Below are 26,042 nucleotides of genomic sequence, written 5' to 3'. Positions count from 1 at the left end.
GGGAACACTACACGACACCTCTGGGCCTCACAAACCTGTGGCGGAGCTCCGCGCACCGCCGTACAGTCGCGCCCATGACGCATGCGCACACCCAACTGTGGTGGGCCGCCTGACGGCGGCCGACCTGCGCATGCACCGACATACGGCCGCCGCTTCCGGCGGCCGTTCGCGTTTTCCGCACTCTGCGTCACGCACCGGCCCCCGGCGGGCGGCGGTCCCGAGACAACGGGAGACGACAGAGATGACACGGACACGGGTCTTCAGTGGGGTCAAGCCCACCGGGCATCTGACGCTGGGCAACTACCTGGGGGCCATCCGGGGGTGGGCCGAGGTGGACCAGCACCGGACCGACGCCCTCTTCTGCGTGGTCGATCTGCACGCGCTGACCGTGGACCACGACCCGGCCCGGGTCCGGAGGCTGAGCCGGCAGGCCGCGACGCTCCTCCTCGCCTCGGGACTCGATCCCGAGCTGTGCACCCTGTTCGTCCAGAGCCATGTCGACGAACACACCCGGCTCGCCTACCTCCTGGAGTGCACCGCCACCGACGGGGAGATGCGACGGATGATCCAGTACAAGGAGAAGGCCGCCCGCGAGCGGGCCGGGCAGAGCGGGGTCAGGCTGTCGCTGCTGACCTACCCCGCGCTGATGGCGGCGGACATCCTGGCCCATGGGGCCGAGGAGGTCCCGGTGGGGGACGACCAGGTGCAGCACGTCGAGCTGACGCGGGTGCTGGCCCGGCGGTTCAACGACCGGTACGGGCGGGTGTTCACCGTGCCCCGGGCCACGCGCCCCACGGTCGCGGCCCGGGTCATGGATCTGCGCGACCCCACCACCAAGATGGGCAAGTCGCACGCCGATACGGCGGGCATCGTCTATCTGCTCGACGAGCCGGACACGGTGCGCCGGAAGGTGATGCGCGCGGTGACGGACTCCGGGAGCGAGGTCGTGTACGACCGGGAGACGCGTCCGGGCCTGGCGAATCTGCTGGAGGTGCTGGCCGCCTGCACGGGCGGCCGGCCGGAGGACCTGGCCGGGGAGTTCGCCTCGTACGGCACGTTGAAGAAGACCGTCGCGGAGGCCGTGGTGGAGGTGCTGCGTCCCGTGCAGGAGCGGCACGCGGAGCTGAGCGCCGACCCCGGGTACGTGGACGGGGTGCTGAAGGACGGAGCCGAGCGGGCGCGGGGCCGGTCCCGGACGGTCGTGGACGCGGCCTACCGGGCAATGGGGCTGCTGCCCGCGGCCTGAGGAGCCTCTTCCCCGCGGGCACCCGGGCTCGGTGGCCGGGAACCGGGGCGCCCTGTTCCCCACAGGCACCCGAACTCGGTGACCTGGGGCCGGGGCCCGGGGCGCCCTGCCGTACGGGCACGCGGTCCGTGGGCGGCGACGGTGCCGTGGCCGGGTCGGTGTCCGGCTGTGGTGCTCCGTTGGTCCCCCGCCGCTGCCGCCCGTACCCCTCCGCCCCATGGCCACTGCCCGTACCCGGCCGGTCGGTTACGGGCAGTGGTGGGGCCGGTGGCTGGTTCAGCCGTTGCCGGAGGCGAGTTCGCGGCTCCGGTCGCGGGCCGCCTCCAGGGCGGAGAGCAGCGCGGCGCGGACGCCGTGCCGTTCGAGCTCGCGGATGGCGTTGATGGTGGTGCCCGCCGGCGAGGTCACCGCCTCGCGGAGCTTGACCGGGTGCTCCCCGCTGTCCCGGAGCATCACGGCGGCGCCGATCGCCGCCTGGACGATCAGGTCGTGGGCCTTGTCGCGGGGCAGGCCGAGCAGGATGCCCGCGTCGGTCATGGCCTCGACCAGGAAGTAGAAGTAAGCGGGCCCCGATCCGGAGAGGGCGGTGGCCGCGTCCTGCTGAGCCTCGGGGACGCGCAGCGTCTTGCCGACGCCACCGAAGATCTCCTCGGCGTGGGCGAGGTGTTCCGCGGTGGCGTGGCTGCCCGCCGAGATGACGGACATGGCCTCGTCGACCAGGGCGGGGGTGTTGGTCATGACACGGACCACGGGCGTGCCGGGGGCGAGCCGCTCCTCGAAGAAGCCGGTGGGGATGCCCGCGGCGCCGCTGATGACCAGCCGGTCGGACGGGACGTGCGGCACGAGCTCGTCGAGCAGCACCCCCATGTCCTGGGGCTTCACGGTGAGGATGAGGGTGTCGGCCTGCTTCGCCGCCTCGGGGTTCGAGACGGACTCCACGCCGTAGCGGCTGCGGAGCTCTTCGGCGCGTTCCGGACGGCGTGCGGTCACCAGCAGGTCGGACGGGGACCAGCCGCCGCGGATCATTCCGCTGAGCAGGGCTTCGCCGATCTTTCCGGTGCCGAGGACGGCGACCTTCTGCGTCATGGGGGCGTTCACCTCATCGGGGATACGGGTTGCCGCGCGCCCTCGGGCACGAATGCGGACGCGCGGGTGGTGCGGGCTCCATCCTGGCACCGGTCGTGGGCCGGTGCCGGGTCGTACCAGCTTGTGGGAAGGGCCGGGGTGCTGTTGGCGGGTGTCGCCGTAGCGGCTGCGGGGCGGGAGCCGGCCCACGGTTGCGCCGGGCCGGGACGGGGCCTGTCCGGTAGCCACTGGTCAGCGCGGGCGCCGCGCCCGTCGGCCGCCGTCGTGGGCCGTCCGGATCGGGCGGATCCGGTGGATCGGGTGGCCCGGGCCCAGCGGGCCCAGCGGGTCCAGCGGGTGGAGCGGGCGGAGCGGGTCGGTCAGACGGTGCGCCGGCGGAGCGTGGCCGCGCCCAGGGCGAGCACCAGCAGCGCGCTGCCGGCGACGACCGCCGCGTCGCGGACGAAGTCACCGGTCACCGAGGAGTGGCGGAGCACCTCGTTCATCCCGTCCACGGCGTAGGACATGGGCAGCACGTCGGAGACCGCCTCCAGCACGGGCTGCATGGTGTCCCGGGGTGCGAAGAGTCCGCACAGCAGGAGCTGCGGGAAGATCACCGCGGGCATGAACTGCACCGCCTGGAACTCACTGGCCGCGAAGGCGCTGACGAACAGCCCCAGTCCGACGGTCGGCTCGTCGAGCACGAGGAGTTCGGGGCGGCCGAGCAGCGCCACGGCGAGGGAGACGCGGGAGCGCTGTCCGCCGGAGAGGGTGCCGGCCAGGGCGTCGGCGTGGTCGCCGAGATCGACCTCGGCGAGCGCCCGGTCGACCTCGGCGCGCCGCTCGGTACGGCCCTGGCGGGGGTCGAGAACGGCCGCGTAGTAGTCGAGGTTCTGACGGGCGGTGAGGTCGGCGTAGACGGACGGGGCCTGGGTGACGTAGCCGACGCGGGACCGCAGGGGTGCCGCGCCGGCCGGGTGGCCGAGGACGTCGAGGGTGCCGGTGACCTTGGCCTGGGTGCCGGCGACGGCGCGCATCAGGGTCGACTTTCCGCAGCCGCTGGGGCCGAGCAGGCCGGTGACCCCGCCGCGGGGGATGTCGAAGTCGAGGGTGTCGAGGACGGTGCGGCCGCCGCGGACGACGCTGAGGCCGCGGGCCCGGATGGCGGGCCCCCCGGGTTTATTCATCATGCGATGAATAATGCTGTCGGAGGTGGCTCGCGTCAAGGGGCCGGGAGGGTGCGGAATCGTTTGCTCCGGCGCTGCTTCGTGCGGCTGTCGGCATCGGCCCGGCGCTGCTTCGTGGGCCTTGCGGGCCTCGGCCGGCCCACGGGTCCCGGCATGACCGGCCCGCTCGCCCGGCCACGGGCCCGCCCGTCCGCCTCGGCCGGCGCGCCCCGCATCAGCCGGCGCGGTGCGGTGCGGCGCGGCACGGCGCGGCGCGGCACGGCGCGGCGCGGCACGGCGCGGCACGGCGCGGCACGGCGCGGCACGGTGCGGCACGGTGCGGCACGGTGCGGCAAGGCGCGGTGCGGCAAGGCTCAGTCGGGCCCGGCCCACCCGGGCGACGGCCGCCGCCCTTCCGTGCCGTTCCGTCTTCCCATGCCGTTCGGATCGCGCCTTCCCGTGCTGCCCGGCGCCGGAGCCGTAGGGTCGGCACCGGCGCATCCCGCGCATCCGTCCCCGGGGATCGAGAGATCCGGTGACGAGAGATGGTGATCCGTGGAAGGTCCCTCGCCGGCCCGTTCGCCGGCCGCCGCCCGCCGCGGCGCGGCCCCGCTCGGCGCCCTCCTGGCGCTGCTCTCCTGCCTGGCACTGTCCGCGTGCGCCTCCGGACCGGGGCAGGGCGCCGCCACCGGCGCGGACGGCGTCGGGGATCCGATCTTCCCCCGGCTGGGGAACCGCGGCTACGACGTCGCGCACTACGCGCTCCGTCTGGACTACGACGTGGAGCGCCGCAGGCTCGACGGGACGGCCGGCATCACCGCCACGGCCGCGGCCGAGCTGCGCAGCTTCAGCCTGGACCTGGCCGGACTGACCGTCCGCGAGGTGACCGTCGACGGCCGGCGGGCCACGGCGCGGCGCACCACGGACAAGCTGGTCGTCCGGCCGGAGAGCCCGGTGCGCAAAGGCGCGGTCTTCCGTACGAGGGTCGACTACGACGGCACGCCGCGGACGCTCGTCGACCCCGACGGCTCGACCGAGGGCTGGGTGCCGACGGACGACGGGGCCCTGGTGGTGGGCGAGCCCGCCGGCTCCATGACCTGGTTCCCCGGCAACAACCACCCCAGCGACAAGGCCGCCTACGACTTCGCGATCACCGTCCCCGAGGGCTGGACCGCCCTGGCCAACGGGGAGCTCCGGGACAGCCGGACCCGCGCCGGCCGCACCACGTTCCGCTGGCACAGCGGCGAGCCGATGGCCGGCTACCTCGCCACCGCCACGGTCGGGAAGTTCGAGGTGACCCGGTCGACGACGAGAAGCGGGCTGCCGCTGCTGGTCGCCGTGGACCCGCGGGTCGCGAAGCGGAGCGCCGGGCCGCTGAGCGGGATGGCCCGGATGCTGGAGTGGGAGAGCGGGCTGTTCGGCCCGTACCCCTTCTCCTCCGCGGGCGCGATCGTGGACCACGAGCCGAAGGACGTGGACTACGCGCTGGAGGTCCAGACCAAGCCCGTCTATCCGGACGCCCCGGACCGCCTGACGGTCCTCCACGAGCTGGCGCACCAGTGGTTCGGCAATTCGGTGACCCCGAAGACCTGGCGCGACATGTGGCTCAACGAGGGCTTCGCCACCTACGCGGAGTGGCTGTGGACCGAGCAGCACGGCGGGGACTCGGCGCAGCGGACCTTCGACAAGACGTACGCCAAGGGGGAGGACGACCCGGTGTGGGAGTTCCCGCCCGGCGATCCGGGCACGGCGGAGAACATCTCGGACGACCCGGTCTACGAGCGCGGCGCGATGGTGCTGCACGAGCTGCGGAAGACGGTCGGCGACCGGACGTTCTTCCGGATCCTCAAGGGCTGGGCGACGACGTACCGGCACCGGAACGCCGACTCCCACGACTTCATCGCGTTCTGCGAGAAGGAGGCGGGCAGGGATCTGGGCGGGCTGTTCGCGGCCTGGCTGTACGGGGAGGGCCGCCCGGCACGGGCCTCATCGCCGTGAGGGGGCCTTCCTGGGGAGACCTGAGGGACTCGAAGACACCGGCGGGCCACGGGCGGAACGGCGTTGCCCGGGACATCCGCCGGATCAGCCGCGCTTGCGCCGCTTCGCCGAGCCGCGGGCGGCCGGGTTGCCCGCCCGGGCCGCGCGCCGGCGCTCGTGCAGCTCGCACTCCCGCTCGTACTCGGCGCGGTGCAGCTTCTCCCCCGGGGCCTCGACGAAGGCGCGGCAGAACCAGGCGAGCAGCACGCCGATGAAGCCGATCATGCGGACGCTCTGCAGGGAGCGTTCCACGGAGGCGTCGGTGGCCGGGTCCGGGCGGCGGGTGAAGCCCTCCCAGGCGCGCCGGAAGGCGAGCGCGTTGCACGCGGCGAACATCACGACCACCAGCATGCTGACGAAGCCGCCGACCGCGGCGATGCTCAGCCCCTCGTATCCGAGGCGCAGCACGAAGGCACCGGCCGCGGCCGCCGCCAGGGCGCCGACGGCGACGCCGACGCGCCGCAGCCCGTAGGCCCCGTCGTGGTGCACCCAGGTCGTCCCGAAGAACCGGATCGGCTCGGGCCGGGGGGCGGCGGGCTGCTGCGTCTCACTCATGCCGTCGATTATGGCCCGGCCCGGCCGGCGCCCGGCGGTACGGGCCCGGCGATACAGGCCCGGCGGTACGGGCCCGGTGCCCGGGAGCCCCGGTCACCGGGCGGCCCGGCCGTCAGCCGAGCTTGCTCACGTCCCGCACCGCGCCCTTGTCCGCGCTGGTCGCCATCGCCGCGTAGGCGCGCAGGGCCTGGGAGACCTTGCGCTCACGGTTGACCGGGCGGTAGCCGCCGACCTTCTCCAGCAGGGCGGCGCGGCGGGCGGCCAGCTCCTCCTCGGAGACCTCGAGCTCGATGGCGCGGCCCGGGATGTCGATCCGGATCAGGTCGCCGTCCTCGACGAGCGCGATCGTGCCGCCGGACGCCGCCTCGGGGGAGGCGTGGCCGATCGACAGGCCCGACGTGCCGCCGGAGAACCGGCCGTCGGTGATGAGTGCGCACTTCGTGCCCAGGCCGCGGCCCTTGAGGAAGGAGGTGGGGTAGAGCATCTCCTGCATGCCCGGTCCGCCCTGCGGCCCCTCGTAGCGGATGACGACGACGTCGCCCTCCTTCACCCGCTTGTTCAGGATCGCGTCGACGGCCTCGTCCTGGGACTCGCACACCACGGCCGGGCCCTCGAAGGTCCAGATGGACTCGTCGACGCCGGCGGTCTTCACGACGCAGCCGTCCTCGGCGAGGTTGCCGTGCAGGATGGCGAGGCCGCCCTCGGTGGAGTAGGCGTGCTCGATGTCGCGGATGCAGCCGCCCGCAGCGTCGGTGTCCAGCGTGTCCCACCGCTCGGACTGCGAGAAGGCGGTGGCGGAACGGACGCAGCCGGGCGCCGCGTGGAACATCTCGACGGCCTCCGCGGACGGCGAACCGCCGCGGATGTCCCAGGTCTTCAGCCAGTCGTCGAGGGAACCGCTGTGCACGGTGTGCACGGCGTCGTTGAGCAGGCCCGCCCGGTAGAGCTCGCCGAGGATCGCGGGGATGCCGCCGGCCCGGTGGACGTCCTCCATGTAGTACGTGCCGTTCGGCGCCACCTTGGACAGGCACGGCATGCGGCGCGACAGGTCGTCGATGTCGGGCATGGTGAAGTCCAGGCCGGCTTCCTGGGCGGCCGCGAGCAGGTGGAGGATCGTGTTGGTCGAGCCGCCCATGGCGATGTCCAGCGCCATGGCGTTCTCGAACGCGGCACGGGAGCCGACGGTGCGCGGCAGCACCGTCTCGTCGTCCTGCTCGTAGTAGCGCCGGGTGATGTCGACGACCGTGCGGCCCGCGGCCTGGTACAGCGCCTTGCGGGCGGTGTGGGTGGCCAGCACGGAGCCGTTGCCGGGCAGCGACAGGCCGATCGCCTCGGTGAGGCAGTTCATGGAGTTCGCGGTGAACATGCCGGAACACGAACCGCAGGTGGGACAGGCGTTCTCCTCGATGAGCGCCATGTCCTGGTCCGAGACCGCGTCGTTCGCCGAGTCGGCGATGGCGGAGATCAGGTCCAGCTTGCGGACGGTGCCGTCGACCAGCGTCGCCGTGCCGGACTCCATCGGGCCGCCGGAGACGAAGACCGTCGGGATGTTGAGGCGCATGGCGGCCATCAGCATGCCCGGCGTGATCTTGTCGCAGTTGGAGATGCAGATCAGCGCGTCGGCGCAGTGCGCCTCCGTCATGTACTCGACGGAGTCCGCGATCAGGTCCCGGGAGGGCAGGGAGTAGAGCATCCCGCCGTGGCCCATGGCGATGCCGTCGTCCACCGCGATGGTGTTGAACTCCCGCGGAACCCCGCCGGCCTCCTGGATCGCCTCGGAGACGATCCGGCCGACCGGCTGGAGGTGGGTGTGCCCCGGCACGAACTCGGTGAAGCTGTTGGCCACCGCGATGATGGGCTTGCCGAAGTCCTCGCGCGCTACGCCGGCGGCGCGAAGAAGGGCACGGGCGCCCGCCATGTTGCGTCCGTGGGTGACGGTGCGGGACCTCAGCTCTGGCACGGGTGGTCACTCCCTCTGGGGGTTCTCCGGTCTGCGGCGCTCACGCGCTTCGGCGTCCGGCCGCCCGGCTACGGCGCCGGGACCATACGAGCCTACGCCCCGAGGCCAGGATCCGGACAGCTTGTCCGCAATGCGGGACGCTCGTCTCACCCTCCCGGGGCCTCCGCCGCGGGATCCGGCGCCCGGCCGGCCACGGAAGGTACCTCCACCGCTACGGCATCCTGCGCGCCCCCGGGGGGACCATGCGCCCGGGACCGCGGTCCGCCGCTGGTGACCGCGGCCCGCCGCGCGGCGAATCAGTCCTCGGTGAGATAGCGCTGAAGCGTCGGGGCGACCTTGGCGATGATCTCCTCGATGTCCGCGGAGGCGAGCGGTTCGACCCGGAGCACGTACCGCAGGATCGCGATCCCGACCATCTGCGACGCCGCCAGCTCGGCGCGGAGCTCCGGGTCCGGAACGGCGAGCTCCCCCGCGACCCGCCCCAGCAGCCGGCGCAGCACGAACCCGCGCAGCACGCTCGCCGCCGCGTCGTGGGTGAGCGCGGAGCGGATGACCGCCAGCAGCGGGGCCCGGGTGGCCGGGTTCTCCCAGATCCCGAAGAAGTAGCGGGCCAGCCGCTCGCCGATGTCCTCGGTGCCCTCGGCCAGCACATCGGGCACGCTCAGCGCGGGTTCGAAGGACAGCTCGATGGCGGCGGCGAAGATCTGCTGCTTGGTGCCGAAGTAGTGGTGGACGAGGGCCGAGTCCACCCCGGCGGCCTTGGCGATGCTCCGGACGGAGGTCTTGTCGTACCCGCTCGCCGCGAACTCGGTCCGGGCCGCGGCCAGGATCCGGTCCCTGGTTCCGGGGCCGTCGCCGGTGTCCGTACGGCTCGGCCTGCCGCGCCTCCGGGGCTTCGGCGCGTCCGCCGCGCCCTCCGCCGGCGGGCCGCCGGGCCCGGCGCCGCTCCCGTTCCCCGCGCCCTTCCCGTCGCCGGTCACCGCGCTCCCCCGCCGGTCCGTGCCCCCGTGCCGCCGTTCACGTCCTGCCGTTCACTTCCGGCCGGCCCGCGCCGACGAGGCCAGGTGCAGCCGGGTGAAGGCCAGCGCCTCCGCCAGGTCCGCCTCCCGCTCGGCGGCCGACATCGCCCGCCGGGTGTTGACCTCGACGACGACATGGCCGGTGAATCCGCTCCCGGCCAATCGTTCCAGCAGCGCGGCACAGGGCTGGCTGCCGCGCCCCGGCACCAGGTGCTCGTCCTTGTTGGAGCCGTTGCCGTCCGCGAGATGGATGTGGGCGAGCCGGTCCCCCATCCGGTCGACCATGTCCAGCGCGTCGTTGCGCGCCGTCGCCGTGTGCGACAGATCGACCGTGAAGTGCCGGTAGTCGTCCTTGGTGACGTCCCAGTCCGGGGCGTAGGCGAGCATTTCGCGGTCCCGGTAGCGCCAGGGATACATGTTCTCGACCGCGAACCGGACGTCCGTCTCGTCCGCCATCCGCCAGATTCCGTTCACGAAGTCCCGGGCGTAGTTGCGCTGCCACCGGAACGGCGGGTGCACGACGACCGTGGACGCCCCCAGCTGCTCCGCGGCCGACCTCGCCCGCTGGAGCTTCACCCACGGGTCGGTGGACCACACCCGCTGGGTGATCAGCAGACAGGGCGCGTGCACGGCCAGGATCGGGACCCCGTGGTAGTCGGAGAGCCGGCGCAGCGCGCCGATGTCCTGACTGACCGGATCGGTCCAGACCATGATCTCGACACCGTCGTAGCCCAGGCGCCCGGCGATCTCGAAAGCGGTCGCCGTGGACTCCGGGTACACGGACGCGGTCGACAGGGCGACCTTCGCTTCCGGGATGCGCACCGCTGGTTGAGCCACGGGAGACAGCGTACGGCGTGTGCGGGACGGATTACCGGGCCACCCCGCGATCGGCGGGGAGACCCGGGTCACCCCGGGGGCAGGTGGTCCAGCCGCCGGAGGATGACTCCCTCGCGCAGCGCCCAGGGGCAGATCTCCAGCTCCTCCACGCCGAACAGGTCCATCGCGGCCTCCGCCACGAGCGCCCCGGCGAGCAGCTGGGAGGCCCGGCCCTCGGACACCCCGGGCAGCTCGCAGCGCTCCTCCACGGTCATGGCGGACAGCCGCGGAACCCACTCCTCCAGCGCCTTCCGGGTCAGCACCCGCTCGACGTAGAGCCCCTCGGCGGAGCGGGCCGCGCCGGCGATCCGCGCCAGCTGCTTGAAGGTCTTGGAGGTGGCGACGACGTGGTCCGGCGGGCCGAACCGGGTGAACTCGTGCACGATCCTGGCGATCTCGGCCCGGATGTGCCGCCGGAGCGCCTTGACGTCGCTCGGCTCCGGCGGGTCGCCCGGCAGCCAGGAGCCGGTGAGCCGGCCGGCGCCCAGCGGCAGCGACACCTCGCGGTCCGGCTCCTCGTCCAGCCCGTAGGCGATCTCCAGCGAGCCGCCCCCGATGTCCAGGACCAGCAGCCGCCCGGCCGACCAGCCGAACCAGCGCCGCGCGGCCAGGAAGGTGAGCCGGGCCTCCTCGTCCCCGGTCAGCACGGCCAGGTCGACCCCGGTCTCCTCGGTGACCCGCGCGATGACGGCCTCGGCGTTGGATGCCTCACGGACGGCGGAGGTCGCGAACGGCAGCACCGCTTCGACGCCCTTGTCCTCGGCCGCCTGGAGCGCGTCGGAGATCGTGGCGATCAGCCGGTCGACGCCCTGCTCGCCGATCGCGCCGTCCTCGTCGAGGAGTTCGGCGAGCCGCAGCTCCGCCTTGTGGGAGTGGGCGGGGAGCGGGCGGGCGCCCGGGTGCGCGTCCACCACGAGCAGATGAACCGTATTCGAACCCACGTCGAGGACACCGAGTCTCATACGGTGCACGCTACTGCGGCGCGTGACGGGTCATGAACGCGCCTCCGCACGCTTACGCTGGTGACGTGGGTAAGACGAAAAAGGCCAAGCCGGACGAAATGGCCGATGCCACCGGCCCCACCCCTCCGGACGACGAGGTGGGGCTGGACTTCACGCGCGCCTGGGTCGAGTTCCCGGACCCGGAGGACGACGAACAGCTCTTCCGCTGCGATCTGACCTGGCTGACCTCGCGCTGGAACTGCATCTTCGGCCAGGGCTGCCAGGGCATCCAGGCGGGGCGGGCGGCCGACGGCTGCTGCACGCTGGGCGCGCACTTCTCCGACGAGGAGGACGAGCAGCGGGTGGCCGGGCATGCGGCCCGCCTGACGCCGGACATCTGGCAGTTCCATGACATCGGCACGGCCTCCGGCTGGGTCGAGGAGGACGAGGACGGGGAGCGCCAGACCCGACGCTGGAAGGGCTCCTGCATCTTCCAGAACCGGCCGGGCTTCCCGGGCGGCGAGGGCTGCTCGCTGCACATCCTGGCGCTGCGCGAGGGCCGCGAACCGCTGGAGACCAAGCCGGACGTCTGCTGGCAGCTGCCGGTCCGGCGGACGTACGAGTGGGTCGACCGGCCCGACGACACCCAGGTGCTGGTGATCTCGATCGGCGAGTACGACCGGCGCGGCTGGGGCAGCGGCGGCCACGATCTGCACTGGTGGTGCACGTCGGCCACCTCGGCGCACGGCGCGGGCGACCCGGTGTACGTCTCCTACCGGCCGGAACTCACCGAGCTGATGGGCAAGGGCGCCTACGACCGGCTGGTCGACCTCTGCGAGCAGCGGCTCGCCGCCCAGCTCCCGATGGCCCCGCACCCGGCGGACCCGGCCTGACGCCGTACGGCTCCCGGGCGGGCCGGGAGGCCCTGGCGACCCGGGCGGAGTGACGGTACGGGGCGCGGGGCGGGGGCCCGGCGGCTAGGGCCGGGGCGGACGGTGTGGCGGCGGGGTCCGAACCGGTCCTGGCGATGTGACGACGGGAGTCCGTGCCGGACCCTGCGACGTGATGGCGGGAGTCCGAACCGGCCCTGGCGATGCGACGGCGAGGGTTTGCACCGGACCCGGCGACGTAACGGCGAGAGTCCGCACCGGACACCACGACCTCACGGCGGAAGTCCGCACCGGATACGACGACGTGACAACGGGAATCCGCATCGCTCCGGACGACCGTCACTCCGACGGGACGGCGGTGGCGCTGCCGCTCTGTGACGCGGTGCCGCCGCTTTCCGACGGCTCCTCGGGAGCCGACGGCCCCGGTGGGGTCGGCGTCGGGGACGGCTCGGAAGGCGTCGGGGTGGTGGTCGGCCCGGGAGTCGTCCCGCGGCCCTCGATGGCCACCACCGCTCCGGCGGGAGCCACCGACACCCGCGCGGTCCACGGCCCGGCCGGCTCCCGGTCGTGGTCCACCATCGCGGTGATCGTCACCGACTCCCCGGGGCGCAGCAGGCCCGCCGTCAGGCTCAGGCGCAGCCAGAGGGCGTCGGTCGAGGCGGACCAGCGGACCGGCGAGCCGCCCGACGCGGTCAGCGTGATCAGCGTCGTACCGCCGCTCGGCTGCGCGGCGACCGTCAGCCGGCCCGGCCCCTTCGCCACCGGCCCGCCCGGGGGCGCCAGGGCCCCGCTGCCCGTCCGGGTGGTCCCGGACGGCAGGGACGACCAGGAGGAACGGGCCGTCGGCGTGCCCCGGCCGCGGTGCCCGGCGGAGTGCCGTTCGCCGTTCCTGTCCACGACCTCCACCGACACGTCCGGGGACCTGCCGCCCGTGCGGAACCCGGCCTCCGGACCCGCCTCGGCGTTGCCCGCCTCCTCGTACGGGTGGGCGGAGAGCCCGCCGGGGCCCGCGTCGGCCGCGGTCACCGAGCCCGTCTCCCGGCCCTCGCCGGTGACCGGCGCCTGCTGGTAGGCCGCCCACAGCGCGAGGAGCGGCGCGGCGACCACGGTCGCGACCACGGCCGTCGTCACGGCCCGGCTGCGCATCCGGCGCCGCCGGGCGACCCGGTCCTTGGGGTCCATCGGGAACCCGCTGCGGTGGTAGCGCGGCCCGGTCCGCCCGATGGCCCGGCCCCCGCGACGGGTGCGCGCCATCGCGGCGTATGCGGCGGCCCGCGGCGCCTCGAGCACCGGCAGGGTTCCGGGCTCGGCTGTGCTGCCGGGCCAGGGGCCGCGCGCGGTCGCGCGCTCGGCGGTGCGCCGGCAGTCGGGGCAGTCGTCGACGTGCCGTACGAGCTCCCGGCGGAGCGCGGCCCCGAGCAGCACCTGGCTGTCCCCGGTGAGCCGGGCCACGACGGGACAGTTTCCGCGCTCCACGACGACGAGTGCGGCACGGGTCCGCTCCACTTCGCAGGCGGCGCTCGACAGCAGCGCACGGGCGGCGTCGGGCTCCAGCCCGAGGACGGCGGCGACCTCGTCCGGCGGCAGCTGGTGCCGGACCGCGAGTTCGAGCGCTTCCCGCTGCTCGGGCGTGGTGCCCGCGGCCTCCGGCCAGGCGAGAGCGGCGAGTTCCCGGCGGTGCCGGGAGGCGGCGGTCTCGGACGGATCGGCGGCACCGGACGGTTCGGGCGTACCGAGCGGTTCGGGGACACCGGATGCTTCAGGTGTACCGGGCGGCGCCTGGGCCCCGGGAGCAGAGGGGGCGGGCCTCCGCTCCGACGGTGCGGGGGACTTCGGCGCGGCCCCTTTCGAGGCGGGCACTTTTGGGGAGGGCACTTTTGGGGAGGGCGCTTTCGAGGCCGACGCCTTCGGGGCCGACGGCTGCGGGGCCGACGGCTGCGAACCGGATGCCTTCGGTGCGGAGGGGCCCGGTGCGGAGGGGCCCGGTGCGGAGGGGCCCGGTGCGGAGGGGCCCGGCACGAAGGGTGCCGGCGCGGAGGGGTTCGCGGCGGGGGGCTTCGCGACAGAGGGAGCAGAGGGCTTCGGGGCGGCGGGCTTCGCAGCGGACTTCGGGGCCGGCTTCGGAACGGAGGCGCCCGGCCCCGAGCCACCGGACCACGGAGCGCCCGGCCGCGCGCCGCCCGGCTGCCGGGCGGCCGATTGCGAGGTGCCCGATGGCCGGGTGTCCGGCCGCGGGGCTTCCGGGAGGGGCGCTGGAGCCGGTGCGCCGCCCGTGCGGCGCTGCTCGGCGAGGCGTTGCAGACAGGCCCAGCGGGCGAGGGCGTAGAGCCAGGACCGGTACTGCGTGCCGTCGGCCGGGCGGCGCCCGTCCTGTACTTGGGCGAGCGCCATGACGTCGCCGAGCACGGTGGTCGCCGCCTCGTGTTCGCAGAGCACGGACAGGCAGTAGGTGAACAGGCCGTCCAGATGGGGCTCGTAGCGGGCGGTGAGCTGCTGCGGGTGCCGCTCGGGCGCGGCCCCCGGGGCAGGGCGCTCCGCCTCCGGAGCGGAAACGGACCCCGAACTGCCCGCGGAGCTGCCCGTGGAGCCATCCCCCGAGGCGCCGCCGCCCCGGGTGCTGCCACCCGAGGCTCCGCCACCCGGGGCGCCGCTGTCCGCAGTAGGGCCGCCCGTGGAGCTGCTGCCCGGGGTGCCCTGCGCGGAGCTCTGCGCACGGCGTTGCGCCCGGTGTGCGCCGGTGGTGTGCGTGGGCTTTCCGCGCCTGCTGCTCATCATCCGGCGACGGTAGGCGGATGATGGCGGGCCGCTCGGACCACTTGGGCAGATTTAACCCCATCGGGTGACCATGTCACTCAAAGGGGGACACGCGCTCCTCTTGCACGGCCGCGGCTCTGCTATAAGCCGTCGCGCGCGAATGATTCGGCGCATGCGACCGCCCTTCTCGGCCCGTTCGCCCACCCGCTCCGCCGGCCCGGTCCGCCCGCTCGGCGCACCCGGGCGCCCGGGGCGCCACCGCTCGCCTGCGTCCGGGCACCGCGCCGCCCCGTGCGCCGTACTCCGCCGCCCCGCACCCCCATGTCGTACCCCACCGCTACGGTGAACCGCATGGCTGCCCGCACCTCCCGTTCGTCCGCCAAGGACCGTCCCTCCTACCGCTGCACCGAGTGCGGCTGGACCACCGCCAAGTGGCTCGGCCGCTGCCCGGAGTGCCAGGCGTGGGGCACGGTCGAGGAGTTCGGCGGCGCGCCCGCGGTCCGTACCACCGCGCCCGGCCGCGTCACCTCGGCCGCGCTGCCGATCGGCCAGGTCGACGGCCGCCAGGCCACCGCCCGCAGCACGGGGGTGGCCGAACTGGACCGGGTGCTGGGCGGCGGGCTCGTCCCCGGCGCCGTCGTGCTGCTCGCCGGGGAACCGGGCGTCGGCAAGTCCACGCTGCTCCTGGACGTCGCCGCGAAGGCCGCCTCCGACGAGCGGCGCACCCTCTACGTGACCGGTGAGGAGTCGGCGAGCCAGGTCCGGCTGCGCGCCGACCGGATCGGGGCGCTCAACGACCACCTCTACCTCGCCGCCGAGACCGACCTCTCCGCCGTCCTCGGCCATCTCGACACCGTCAAGCCGTCCCTGCTCGTCCTGGACTCGGTGCAGACCGTGGCCTCCCCCGAGATCGACGGGGCGCCCGGCGGCATGGCCCAGGTCCGGGAGGTCGCCGGAGCGCTGATCCGCGCCTCCAAGGAGCGCGGCATGTCGACCCTCCTGGTCGGCCATGTGACCAAGGACGGCGCCATCGCCGGCCCGCGGCTGCTGGAGCATCTGGTGGACGTGGTGCTGCACTTCGAGGGCGACCGGCACGCCCGGCTGCGCCTGGTCCGGGGCGTGAAGAACCGCTACGGCGCGACCGACGAGGTCGGCTGCTTCGAGCTGCACGACGAGGGCATCACCGGCCTCGCCGACCCGTCGGGCCTCTTCCTGACCCGCCGGGCCGAGCCGGTGCCCGGGACCTGTCTCACCGTCACCCTGGAGGGCCGCCGCCCGCTCGTGGCCGAGGTCCAGGCGCTCACCGTCGACTCGCAGATCCCCTCGCCGCGCCGGACCACCTCGGGTCTGGAGACCTCCCGGGTCTCGATGATGCTGGCCGTCCTGGAGCAGCGGGGCAAGATCTCCCAGCTCGGCAAGCGGGACATCTACAGCGCCACGGTCGGCGGGGTGAAGCTGTCCGAGCCGGCCGCCGACCTGGCCGTGGCGCTCGCCCTGGCCAGCGCCGCGAGCGACACACCGCTGCCGAAGAACCTCGTCGCGATCGGCGAGGTCGGCCTGGCGGGAGAGGTGCGCCGGGTCACCGGGGTGCAGCGGCGGCTGGCCGAGGCGGCCCGGCTCGGCTTCACCCACGCGCTGGTCCCCGCCGACCCGGGAAAGGTCCCGGCCGGAATGCGGGTCACGGAGGTGGCGGACATGGGTGACGCGCTGCGCGTTCTGCCCCGGCGCACGCGCCGGGAAGCCCCGAAGGAGGAGGCACCACATAAGTAGTCCGGCCGCCGGTAGACTTTGCCCTGGTCTCGCCCGTACGTACGCACCCGGGCCCCCCAATCCTGTGACCGGAGGAGTGCAGTGGCAGCCAGCGACCGGACGGCAGCTCCCGGGAAGTCCGGCGGGAGCTCCGGCGCCGATGGCCTGATGCGAGCCTCGCTGAGCGCGGTCGCGCCCGGCACGGCGCTGCGTGACGGGCTCGAACGCGTCCTGCGGGGCAACACCGGCGGCCTCATCGTCCTCGGCATGGACAAGTCGGTCGAAGCGATGTGCACCGGCGGCTTCGTGCTCGACGTCGAATTCAGCGCGACCCGGCTGCGCGAGCTGTGCAAGCTGGACGGCGCACTGATCCTCGACAAGGACATCACCAAGATCGTCCGAGCGGGTGTGCAGCTGGTCCCGGACGCCTCGATCGCCACCGAGGAGACGGGCACCCGGCACCGCACCGCGCAGCGCGTCTCCATCCAGGCGGGCTTCCCGGTGGTCTCCGTCAGCCAGTCGATGCGGCTGATCGCGCTGTACGTCGGCGGGCAGCGCCGCGTCCTGGAGGACTCCGCGGCGATCCTCTCCCGCGCCAACCAGGCCCTGGCCACCCTGGAGCGCTACAAGCTCCGGCTCGACGAAGTGGCGGGCACGCTCTCGGCGCTGGAGATCGAGGACCTGGTGACGGTCCGGGACGTCTCGGCGGTGGCCCAGCGCCTGGAGATGGTGCGGCGCATCGCCACGGAGATCGCCGAGTACGTCGTGGAGCTGGGCACCGACGGCCGGCTCCTCTCCCTCCAGCTGGACGAGTTGATCGCGGGAGTGGAGCCGGAGCGCGAGCTGGTGGCCCGCGACTACGTGCCCGAGCCGACGGCCCGGCGCTCCCGCACGGTGCCCGAGGCGATGACCGAGCTGGACGCGCTCAGCCACGCGGAGCTGCTGGAGCTGCCCACGGTGGCGCGGGCGCTGGGGTACAGCGGTTCCCCCGAGGCCCTGGACTCCGCGGTCTCCCCGCGGGGCTACCGGCTGCTCGCCAAGGTGCCCCGGCTGCCGAACACCGTCATCGAGCGGCTGGTCGAGTACTTCGGCGGCCTGCAGAAGCTGTTGGCGGCCAGCGTCGACGACCTGCAGACGGTGGAGGGCGTGGGCGAGGCCCGGGCCCGCTCCGTCCGCGAGGGCCTGTCCCGGCTGGCCGAGTCCTCGATCCTCGAGCGGTACGTCTAGAGCCTGTTCCACCGGCCCCGTCGTCCCCGGTACGGCGGGGCCGCGGCGCGTGCTCGCATGGCACCGGCGTCGACAGGGCGAAGGGCACCGGACTCCCGGTGCGTGCCGGAGACGGCTGCCGCCCGTCCCGCGTGCGGAGGTGAGAAGACGTCCTCCAACACCGGTGCTGCACGCGCGCGTTCTCGGTCACCACATGGCGGACGCAGCGGCGCACGGTGGGTCCCGGCTCAGCGGCTTCCCCTGCGGCGCCGGTGACAGGTCCCACCCCGCCGGTGCCGGATCCGACGGCCGGCTCCCGTGCGTGAAGCGCGGCCGGAGACCCGGCGCCGGAGTTGCGGTCAGTCCTTGGCGAGGGAGAAGGAGACCTGGGCGGTCGACAGCCCGGGGCCCTTCACCTCCACCAGATAGGTGCCCGGCTTCGCCGAACCCGCCGACGGCGTGGCGCACTTGGGCTCACTGGGCCGACGGTCCCACTCGACGTCGCGCGTGGCCTCCCCCTCGGCGGGGACCGCCAGCTGCATCCGGCGGCTCTTCTTCGCGCAGTCGTCCGAGGCCCAGAGCGGATCGTCGTCGTCCGAGAAGGTGATGGTCATGACCGCGTCCTTCTCGCCGAACGTCACCTTGCAGGACTGTTCGGAGGAGTTCTTCGCGACGATCTCGAACTCCGGCTTCTCGTCCGGGGCGTAGGAGTTCTTGACGCTGCGCACGCTCAGCTTCACCGCGTCGCGCGTGCAGTCGGGGAGGCCCGCCGCCGGGACGCCGGCACCGCCGCTGCCGCCCGCACCCGTCGCCGCGCCGCCCTGTCCCCGGCCGTCGTCGCCGGGGCCCGCCGTCGCGGAACCGCCGGCTCCGCCGCCCGGGCCGCCGCTGGTGCCCGCGGAGCCGCCGCTGCCGCCGCCCGTCGACTCGTCGCGGCCGCCCGGCCGTTCGGTGACGGCCGGACCGGACGAGGAGGGGCCGGGACCGATGGACGACGCGGGGCCGCCGCCGTCCCGGCCCTGCCCCCGGTCGTCCTGGCCTCCCGAGCCGCCGGAGCGAACGGCCCACAGCACCAGAAGGGCGAGCAGCGCGACCACGCACGCCGCAACTGCCCTCCGTCGCCAGTAGATGGAGGAGGGAAGCGGCCCGACCGGATTGCGCAGAGATCCCACGCGCAAACTGTACGAGAGATCGTCCCGTCGACCGGCCAGTACCCGCCGCCATTCCGTCGTCTTTTCCGGATCATCATCACGGAGCCCGGCCGCGGGTCCGGACCGTCGTGCGGCCGCAGCACCGGCCGTCACCCACCGCGACCGAACGAGCGGCCCGGGCACCGTCCGTGACCAGCCGGGAAGGGGAACGCCGTCGGCATGCGCTCCGGCTCCCCCACGACCACCGCCCGCCACGACCGCGACGGCTCCCGAGGGTGCGGGACAACACGCCGACGCGGCCGGACCGGCCCCGTAGCCTCCGCAGCGCGCTGACGCGCGGCACCACCCTCCCGAGGCGGCCGCCGCCCGGCGCGGAACGTCCCGCGCCGGGCGGAGCCATGTCAGGATCGGAACTGCCATGACTACGACCACGCCCCTCACCGATGCTCCCGCCGCCTTGCACACCCCGGTCATCGACTGGTTCGAGACGCACGCCCGCGACCTCCCCTGGCGCCGTCCCGAAGCCGGCCCCTGGGGCGTCATGGTCAGCGAGTTCATGCTCCAGCAGACCCCCGTCAGCCGGGTCCTCCCCGTGTACGAGCAGTGGCTCGCCCGCTGGCCGCGGCCCGCGGACCTGGCCGCCGAGCCGCCGGGCGAGGCCGTCCGCGCCTGGGGCCGGCTCGGCTACCCGCGCCGTGCCCTGCGGCTGCACGCGGCGGCCGCCGCGATAACGGAACGGCACGGCGGCGACGTACCGCGCGACCACGCGAAGCTCCTCGCGCTGCCCGGCGTCGGCGAGTACACCGCGGCGGCGGTGGCCTCCTTCGCCTACGGGCAGCGGCACGCCGTCCTGGACACCAATGTCCGCCGGGTGTTCGCCCGTGCCGTGAGCGGCGCCCAGTACCCGCCGACCGCCACCACGGCCGCCGAGCGCCATCTGGCCCGTGCCCTGCTCCCCGACGACGAGCCGACCGCCGCCGCGTGGGCCGCCGCCACCATGGAGCTCGGCGCGCTGGTCTGCACCGCCCGCACCCCCGACTGCCACCGCTGCCCGATCGCCGCGCACTGCTCCTGGCGGCTCGCCGGCTCGCCCGCGCACGACGGCCCGCCGCGCCGGGGCCAGACCTACGCCGGCACCGACCGCCAGGTGCGGGGCAAACTGCTGGCCGTGCTGCGGGAATCCGTCGGCCCGGTGCCGCAGTCGGCGCTCGACGCCGTCTGGGACGAGCCGGTGCAGCGCGCCCGTGCGCTGGACGGGCTGGTCGCCGACGGGCTCGTGGAACCGCTCGACGGCGGGGAGTACCGCCTCCCGCACGCCTGACCCCGGCTCGTCCCGCCCGTACTCAGCGTCCCTTTCCTCCCCGCCGTTACACAACCGACGGGTAGCCGTGCGCATCCCGAGGGCCGGAGCGCACGGCTCCGTTACAGCGCCTCCGTAATTTTCTGGCTGTGCCGGGAAGTCCGGCGCGACGGGGGCGGGAAACCGGGGAACGGAGGCGGTCGGAGATGGCAAGCAGTGAGGTCGGCGAGGTCCTGGGATTCGAGGAGTACGTCAGGACCCGGCAGGAGGCACTGCTGCGGAGCGCCCGGCGTCTCGTACCGGACCCGGTCGACGCCCAGGACCTGCTCCAGACCGCTCTCGCCCGCACCTTCGGCCGCTGGGACGGCATAGCCGACAAGTCCCTGGCCGACGCCTACCTCCGGCGCGTCATGATCAACACCCGGACCGAGTGGTGGCGGGCGCGGAAGCTGGACGAGGTGCCCACCGAGCAGCTGCCCGAGCCCAGCGTGGACGACGGCACCGAGCAGCGCGCCGACCGCGCTCTGCTGATGGACGTGCTGAAGGTGCTCGCCCCGAAGCAGCGCAGCGTCGTGGTGCTGCGACACTGGGAGCAGATGAGCACGGAGGAGACGGCGGCGGCCCTGGGCATGTCGACCGGAACCGTGAAGAGCACGCTGCACCGGGCGCTGGCCCGGCTGCGCCAGGAGCTGGAGAGCCGGGAGCTGGACGCACAGGAACTGGAACGCACCGAGCGGGGGCGCGAGCGGTGCGCCGCTTGACCAGGGCTGACAACACCCACAGCACAACGGCCTGTTTCATCAGGGCCGGTGCGGCGGTCGCGGGCGCGGCCGCCGCCGGCCTGTTGCTGGCCGGCTGTGGCACGGGCGGCGAGGGCGTCCGCACCGAGGGCCCGGCACAGGCGGGCTCGACCAAGGTGGTTCCGGCCACCCCCTCCCCGTCCCCCAGCGCGCCGTCGCGGGTCGACGCCGTGCGGATGCTCAAGAACGACCCGAAGGTCAGCGACCAGATCCGCAAGGGCCTCAAGCCGTGCGCCGGTGAGTACCCGGTGGACGTGAGCTACGGGGACATCACCCGCAACAGCGCACCCGATGTGGTCATCAACGTCCTGACCTGCGGTGACGCGATCGGCATCGGATCGTATGTGTACCGGGAGAACGTGGCGCGCAAGAAGTACGAGAATGTTTTCGCCAACGAGCAGCCGCCGGTCTACGCGGTGATCTCCCAGGGGAACCTGGAGGTCACCCAGCAGACGTACGCGCCCGGTGACTCGGTGTCGGAGCCGTCGGGCGAGAACATCACCACCTACCGCTGGGACGACGGCAGGTTCACCCAGATCCGGGGGACCCGCAGCGAGTTCAGCAAGTCCGTGAAGGGCGCCGACCCGACCAAGGATCCGGAGGGCTGAGAGCAGGCGATGGCCGATACCCATGTGCTCTTCGTCGAGGACGACGACGTCATCCGTGAGGCGACCCAGCTCGCGCTGGAGCGCGACGGGTTCCACGTCACGGCCGTACCGGACGGACTGACGGGGCTGGAGAAGTTCCGTGCCGACCGGCCGGACATCGCGCTGCTGGACGTGATGGTGCCCGGCCTGGACGGGGTGAGCCTGTGCCGCCGGATCCGGGACGAGTCGGCCGTCCCCGTGATCATGCTGTCGGCGCGGGCGGACTCGATCGACGTGGTCCTCGGTCTGGAGGCGGGCGCCGACGACTATGTGACCAAGCCGTTCGACGGGGCGGTGCTGGTGGCCCGGATCCGGGCGGTCATGCGCCGCTTCGGCCATGCGGGCGGGGCCGGCGCGGGCGACGACGCGCAGTCCGAGGGCGGACTGCGGACCTTCGGCGACCTGGAGGTCGACACCGAGGGCATGGCGGTGTTCAAGCGGGGCGAGCCGGTCGGCCTGACCCCGACGGAGATGCGGCTGCTGCTGGAGTTCTCCGGCGCGCCCGGGACCGTCCTCTCCCGCGACAAGCTGCTGGAACGGGTCTGGGACTACGGGTGGGGCGGCGACACCCGGGTGGTGGACGTCCATGTGCAGCGGCTGCGGGCCAAGATCGGCCAGGACCGGATCGAGACGGTCCGCGGCTTCGGCTACAAGCTCAAGGGCTGACCGCGCGTGCGACGTTTCGCCCTGCGGACCGGTCTCCGCTGGAAACTCATCATCGCCATCGCCGCCGTCAGCTCGCTGGGGGCCATCGCGCTCAGCCTGGTGGTGCACAACGCGGCCCGTGTCTCGATGCTCGACAGCAGCCGTGACATGCAGGACGAGCGCATCAAGTGGGTGCAGAGCGTCTACAAGACGAAGGGGCTCCCGCCGTTCGCGAAGATCGACGACCCGGCGCTGCCCCCGTCGCTGCGGGCCGTCGTGCTCACCGGCAAACGGGCCACCTATCTCGACGACGACCAGGGCGACGCCCCCGAGGTCTGGGCGGCGGTGCCGCTGGCCAACGGCCGGGTGCTCTCCATCCACACCCGCTTCGAGGACCGGTACGCCGTCCTCACCGACCTCGACCAGGCGCTGGTCGTCGGCTCGGCCTCGGTGGTGCTCGGCGGCTGCGCGCTGGGCGTGCTCATCGGCGGGCAGCTCTCGCGGCGGCTGCGGAAGGCGGCCACCGCGGCCGGGAAGATCACCGAGGGGGACACGGGCGTCCGGATCCGGGACGCGATCGGCGGCCGGGTGCGGGACGAGACGGACGACCTGGCGCGGGCGGTGGACGCCATGGCCGACGCCCTCCAGCAGCGGCTGGACGCCGAGCGGCGCGTCACCGCGGACATCGCGCACGAGCTGCGCACCCCGGTGACGGGACTGCTCACCGCGGCGGAGCTGCTGCCCCCGGGCCGGCCCACCGAACTCGTCCGGGACCGGGCGCAGGCGATGCGCACCCTGGTCGAGGACGTGCTGGAGGTGGCCCGGCTGGAGACCGCCGCCGAGCGGGCCGAGCTGCAGGAGATCGCGCTCGGCGAGTTCGTCGAGCGCCGGGTGCGGGTGCTGGCCCCCGACGCCACGGTGCGGGTCGACCGGAACGCGTACGTGCACACCGACCCGCGGCGGCTGGAACGCATCCTCGGCAACCTCCTCGCCAACGCCGCCCGGCACGGGAGGACGCCGGTGGAGGTCACGGTGGACGGGCGGGTGCTCAAGGTCCGCGACCACGGACCGGGGTTCCCGGCCGCCCTGCTGGCGGAGGGGCCGAGCCGGTTCCGCACCGGCAGCACCGACCGGTCCGGCAACGGTCACGGCCTGGGGCTGACCATCGCCACGGGCCAGGCGCGGGTGCTGGGCGCCCGGCTGACGTTCCGCAACGCGATTCCGCAGGACGGCGGGGTGCCGTCGGAGGGCCGGGAAGCGGACGGCGGGGCGGTGGCCGTGCTGTGGCTGCCGGAGTCCGCGCCCACCGAGACCGGCAGCATCCCGGTGATCACGCTGCCGGAGTAGGGGCCGGTTACCGGGGGCGGGCGGTCCGGTCCGGGCTGGTCCGAGCAGTCCGGGCTGGTCCGAGCAGTCCGGGCTGAACGCACTTCGGTCCGGCAGGGTTCGGCCGGTCCGGTCCCGAGTGCGCACCACCCGGGCACCCAGGCCCCGGCAGGGCACCCGGCACCACGCACCACGAACGCCCGCGACCCCCGGCACGATGCCGGGGGTCGCGGGCGTTGTGGCCGTGCGCCGGGCCGCCCGGCGCTGGGCCGCGGCCGCTGGGGCCCCGTCGGTGCGGACCGCTCAGACGGTTTCGCCGACGGCCACCTGCGGCGCCGGCGTGTCCTCGCTCGCGCTCCGCTCCGCCGGCCCGGCGGCCCCCCGCAGCGGGACCTCCTTGACGAACCAGGCGGCGACGAAGGAGACCAGGCTGATCGCCGCGCCCCAGAGGAAGATGTGGTGGGTGCCCGAGGCGACCCCGTGCAGATAGGCGTCCTTGATCCCCGCGGGCAGCTGGGCCAGGCTCTTCGGGTCGAGCTGCGCGGAGGACGAGGTGACCGCGGCGCCCCGCGCACCGACCCGCGCGGCCATGGTCTCCGACACGTGGTGGGTGAAGAGGGCACCGAAGATCGCGACGCCGAACGAGCCGCCGAGCGTCCGGAACAGCGTCGCGGACGAGGAGCCCACGCCGATGTCCTTCATCGCGACGCTGTTCTGCGCGACCAGCATGGTGATCTGCATCAGGAAGCCCAGGCCCGCGCCGAGCACCGCCATGTAGACGGCCGAGGTGAACCGGCTGGTCCCGGTGTCCATCAGGGACAGCAGGAACAGCCCGGTGGTCACCAGTGCGCCGCCCACGATCGGGAAGATCTTGTACTTGCCGGTCGAGGTGGTGACCCGGCCCGCGATCAGCGAGACGGCCGTCATCGAGAGCAGCATCGGCAGGAGCAGCAGCCCCGAGCTGGTCGCGGAGGCGCCCTGCACCGTCTGCTGGTAGAGCGGCAGGAAGACCACCGCGCCGAACATCACGAAGCCCACGAAGAAGCCGATCAGCGTGATCAGCGTGAAGTTGGCGTTGCGGAAGATGTGCAGCGGCAGGACCGGCTGCTCCACGCGCCGCTCGACGTAGAGGAAGGCCGCGATGGCGGCGACACCGGTCACGCCGAGCCCGACGATCTGCACCGAGCCCCAGGCGTACTCGTTGCCGCCCCAGGTGGTGATCAGCACGAGCGCGCTGATGCCGACGGTGAGCAGCACCGCGCCCGCGTAGTCGATGCGCCCCTGCGCCTTCTTCTTCGGCAGGTGCAGCACCGCCGTGACCATCGCCAGGGCCACCACGCCGAGCGGCAGGTTGATGTAGAAGCTCCAGCGCCAGCCGAGGTGGTCGGTGATGGTGCCGCCGATCAGCGGTCCGCCGATGGTGGCGAGGGCCATCACGCCTGCCATCATGCCCTGGTACTTGCCGCGCTCCCGCGGCGGTATCAGCTCGCCGATGATCGCCATCACGCCGACGATCAGACCGCCGGCGCCCAGGCCCTGGAGCGCCCGGAAGCCGATCAGCTGCCCCATGGTCTGGGCCATCCCGGAGAGGGCCGAACCGGCGAGGAAGGTGACGATCGACGCGAGGAACATGCCCTTGCGCCCGTACATGTCGCCGAGCTTCCCCCAGATGGGAGTCGAGGCGGCGGTGGCCAGGGTGTAGGCCGTCACCACCCAGGAGAGATGGTTCAGCCCGCCGAGCTCGCCCACGATCGTGGGCATCGCGGTGCCGACGATCATGTTGTCGAGCATCGCCAGCAGCATCGCGATCATCAGCGCCAGCAGGACGACCCGCACGTTGCGCGGTGCGGCCGCCTGCGGCGGCGCCGCTCCCGGTGCCTGAACCTGGGCCATGGGTACCACTCCCCCTGAGATGCACTTACTTGCCGCCCGGCAAGTTGACTACACTCGGAAGGTAACCCGCTACTAGCCGGGCGTCAAGTAAGTTTCTCCGGGCCCGCGGCCCGGGCGAGCGCAGGAGAAGAGATGGGCAGCACAGGCCGGCCGCGCCGGGGCGACACCCGGCAGCGCATCCAGGACGTCGCCCTGGAGCTCTTCGCCGAGCGAGGGTACGAGAAGACGTCCCTGCGCGAGATCGCCGAGCAGCTCGACGTCACCAAGGCCGCGCTCTACTACCACTTCAAGACGAAGGAGGACATCGTCCTCGGCATCTTCGAGGACCTGAGCAGGCCGCTGGACGAGCTGATCGAGTGGGCCCGCCGACAGCCCCGCACCCTGGAGAACAAGCAGCAGCTCATCCACCGCTACAGCGCGGCCCTGCACGACGCGGCCCCGCTCTTCCGCTTCATCCAGGAGAACCAGGCCAGCGTGCGGGAGCTGAGCATCGGGGAGGGCTTCAAGGAGCGGCTGGTCTCGATGGTCGACCTGGTCAAGGAGGCGGACGCGCCCCTGACCGACCAGGTCCGCTGTATCAGCGCGCTCTTCACGATCCATGCCGGGATGTTCGCGCTGAAGGAGATCGAGGGCGACCCCGACGAGAAGCGCGCCGCCGTCCTGGAGGTCGCCCTGGAACTGATCACCGCCGCGCATCACGCCGAGGAGCCGGGCCGGTAGCTCCCCGCCCGCCCGGTCGGCCCGCAGGTCCCGACGCAGCGGTGGGGGGGGGGGGGGGGGGGGGGGGGGGGGGGGGGGGGGGGGGGGGGGGGGGGG

At 73.6% G+C, this 26,042-nt stretch carries 20 protein-coding genes and 1 pseudogene; 11 read left to right on the top strand and 10 right to left on the bottom strand.

Features of this window, described 5'->3' with window-relative positions; translation table 11 throughout:
* The first annotated feature begins 241 nt into the window (after nt 1–241).
* The gene (trpS, locus tag AC3EQ1_RS29550) at nt 242–1,246 is read left to right on the top strand and encodes a tryptophan--tRNA ligase (protein WP_432097383.1); all 1,005 of its coding nucleotides are present in this window, start codon (nt 242–244) and stop codon (nt 1,244–1,246) included.
* A 276-nt stretch (nt 1,247–1,522) separates the two neighbouring features.
* On the opposite strand, the gene proC is transcribed toward trpS, so the two are convergent.
* Complete coding sequence (gene proC, locus AC3EQ1_RS29545; RefSeq protein WP_388856987.1) at nt 1,523–2,332, bottom strand: pyrroline-5-carboxylate reductase; 810 nt, start codon at nt 2,330–2,332, stop codon at nt 1,523–1,525.
* Nucleotides 2,333–2,691: 359 nt separating this feature from the next.
* Nucleotides 2,692–3,501: an ABC transporter ATP-binding protein/permease gene (locus AC3EQ1_RS29540; protein ID WP_432097382.1), complete on the bottom strand. Its 810-nt coding sequence runs from the start codon at nt 3,499–3,501 to the stop codon at nt 2,692–2,694.
* Nucleotides 3,502–4,032: 531 nt separating this feature from the next.
* Between AC3EQ1_RS29540 and AC3EQ1_RS29535 the strand changes: the two genes are divergently transcribed.
* Entirely contained in the window at nt 4,033–5,475 is a 1,443-nt protein-coding gene (locus AC3EQ1_RS29535; RefSeq protein WP_432097381.1) for a M1 family metallopeptidase, read from the top strand.
* Nucleotides 5,476–5,559: 84 nt separating this feature from the next.
* Here AC3EQ1_RS29535 and AC3EQ1_RS29530 read toward each other — a convergent pair whose 3' ends face one another.
* The 5 genes from AC3EQ1_RS29530 to AC3EQ1_RS29510 form a co-directional block, all read right to left on the bottom strand.
* The gene (locus AC3EQ1_RS29530) at nt 5,560–6,069 is read right to left on the bottom strand and encodes a hypothetical protein (protein ID WP_432097380.1); all 510 of its coding nucleotides are present in this window, start codon (nt 6,067–6,069) and stop codon (nt 5,560–5,562) included.
* Nucleotides 6,070–6,181: 112 nt separating this feature from the next.
* Entirely contained in the window at nt 6,182–8,029 is a 1,848-nt protein-coding gene (ilvD, locus tag AC3EQ1_RS29525; RefSeq protein WP_432097379.1) for a dihydroxy-acid dehydratase, read from the bottom strand.
* A 296-nt stretch (nt 8,030–8,325) separates the two neighbouring features.
* The gene (locus AC3EQ1_RS29520; RefSeq protein WP_432097378.1) at nt 8,326–9,009 is read right to left on the bottom strand and encodes a TetR/AcrR family transcriptional regulator; all 684 of its coding nucleotides are present in this window, start codon (nt 9,007–9,009) and stop codon (nt 8,326–8,328) included.
* 51 nt (nt 9,010–9,060) lie between these two features.
* Nucleotides 9,061–9,885 carry a sugar phosphate isomerase/epimerase family protein gene (locus AC3EQ1_RS29515; RefSeq protein ID WP_351508716.1) on the bottom strand — a complete coding sequence of 275 codons (825 nt, stop codon included), beginning with the start codon at nt 9,883–9,885 and terminating at the stop codon, nt 9,061–9,063.
* Between the two features lie 68 nt (nt 9,886–9,953).
* Nucleotides 9,954–10,886 carry a Ppx/GppA family phosphatase gene (locus AC3EQ1_RS29510; protein WP_432097377.1) on the bottom strand — a complete coding sequence of 311 codons (933 nt, stop codon included), beginning with the start codon at nt 10,884–10,886 and terminating at the stop codon, nt 9,954–9,956.
* Between the two features lie 65 nt (nt 10,887–10,951).
* Here AC3EQ1_RS29510 and AC3EQ1_RS29505 point away from each other — a divergent pair, with 65 nt between their 5' ends.
* Nucleotides 10,952–11,758, top strand: coding sequence for a DUF3109 family protein (locus AC3EQ1_RS29505; protein ID WP_432097376.1), 807 nt, complete (start codon nt 10,952–10,954; stop codon nt 11,756–11,758).
* Between the two features lie 336 nt (nt 11,759–12,094).
* Here the strand turns inward: AC3EQ1_RS29505 and AC3EQ1_RS29500 are convergent.
* A pseudogene (locus AC3EQ1_RS29500) lies at nt 12,095–13,483 on the bottom strand (BACON domain-containing protein); the annotation flags it as partial.
* A 1,377-nt stretch (nt 13,484–14,860) separates the two neighbouring features.
* Between AC3EQ1_RS29500 and radA the strand changes: the two are divergent.
* Together radA and disA are read left to right on the top strand one after the other, a co-directional pair.
* Nucleotides 14,861–16,279 carry a DNA repair protein RadA gene (gene radA, locus AC3EQ1_RS29495; RefSeq protein ID WP_351508722.1) on the top strand — a complete coding sequence of 473 codons (1,419 nt, stop codon included), beginning with the start codon at nt 14,861–14,863 and terminating at the stop codon, nt 16,277–16,279.
* Nucleotides 16,280–16,360: 81 nt separating this feature from the next.
* Nucleotides 16,361–17,485 carry a DNA integrity scanning diadenylate cyclase DisA gene (gene disA / locus AC3EQ1_RS29490; protein WP_388857017.1) on the top strand — a complete coding sequence of 375 codons (1,125 nt, stop codon included), beginning with the start codon at nt 16,361–16,363 and terminating at the stop codon, nt 17,483–17,485.
* Nucleotides 17,486–17,823: 338 nt separating this feature from the next.
* Here disA and AC3EQ1_RS29485 read toward each other — a convergent pair whose 3' ends face one another.
* On the bottom strand, nt 17,824–18,636 hold the full coding sequence (locus AC3EQ1_RS29485; RefSeq protein WP_432097375.1) for a hypothetical protein: 813 nt from the start codon (nt 18,634–18,636) through the stop codon (nt 17,824–17,826).
* Between the two features lie 397 nt (nt 18,637–19,033).
* Here AC3EQ1_RS29485 and AC3EQ1_RS29480 point away from each other — a divergent pair, with 397 nt between their 5' ends.
* The 5 genes from AC3EQ1_RS29480 (at nt 19,034) to cseC (ending at nt 23,354) form a co-directional block, all read left to right on the top strand.
* Complete coding sequence (locus tag AC3EQ1_RS29480) at nt 19,034–19,936, top strand: HhH-GPD family protein (protein WP_432097374.1); 903 nt, start codon at nt 19,034–19,036, stop codon at nt 19,934–19,936.
* A gap of 185 nt (nt 19,937–20,121) precedes the next feature.
* The gene (locus AC3EQ1_RS29475) at nt 20,122–20,676 is read left to right on the top strand and encodes a SigE family RNA polymerase sigma factor (protein WP_351508729.1); all 555 of its coding nucleotides are present in this window, start codon (nt 20,122–20,124) and stop codon (nt 20,674–20,676) included.
* Nucleotides 20,664–21,323: a hypothetical protein gene (locus AC3EQ1_RS29470; RefSeq protein ID WP_432097373.1), complete on the top strand. Its 660-nt coding sequence runs from the start codon at nt 20,664–20,666 to the stop codon at nt 21,321–21,323. Before AC3EQ1_RS29475 ends, AC3EQ1_RS29470 begins: the two co-directional genes overlap by 13 nt.
* A gap of 9 nt (nt 21,324–21,332) precedes the next feature.
* A complete protein-coding gene (gene cseB / locus AC3EQ1_RS29465) occupies nt 21,333–22,028 on the top strand; it encodes a two-component system response regulator CseB (RefSeq protein WP_432097372.1) in 696 nt (231 codons plus the stop codon).
* A gap of 6 nt (nt 22,029–22,034) precedes the next feature.
* The gene (gene cseC / locus AC3EQ1_RS29460) at nt 22,035–23,354 is read left to right on the top strand and encodes a two-component system sensor histidine kinase CseC (RefSeq protein WP_432097371.1); all 1,320 of its coding nucleotides are present in this window, start codon (nt 22,035–22,037) and stop codon (nt 23,352–23,354) included.
* Nucleotides 23,355–23,636: 282 nt separating this feature from the next.
* Here the strand turns inward: cseC and AC3EQ1_RS29455 are convergent, their stop codons facing one another.
* Nucleotides 23,637–25,226, bottom strand: coding sequence for an MDR family MFS transporter (locus AC3EQ1_RS29455; RefSeq protein ID WP_432097370.1), 1,590 nt, complete (start codon nt 25,224–25,226; stop codon nt 23,637–23,639).
* Nucleotides 25,227–25,358: 132 nt separating this feature from the next.
* Here AC3EQ1_RS29455 and AC3EQ1_RS29450 point away from each other — a divergent pair, with 132 nt between their 5' ends.
* Complete coding sequence (locus AC3EQ1_RS29450; RefSeq protein ID WP_432097369.1) at nt 25,359–25,946, top strand: TetR/AcrR family transcriptional regulator; 588 nt, start codon at nt 25,359–25,361, stop codon at nt 25,944–25,946.
* Nucleotides 25,947–26,042 lie beyond the last annotated feature (96 nt).

The sequence above is a fragment of the Streptomyces sp. bgisy100 genome (assembly GCF_057709105.1).
This window is presented reverse-complemented; position numbering and strand designations above follow the sequence as displayed.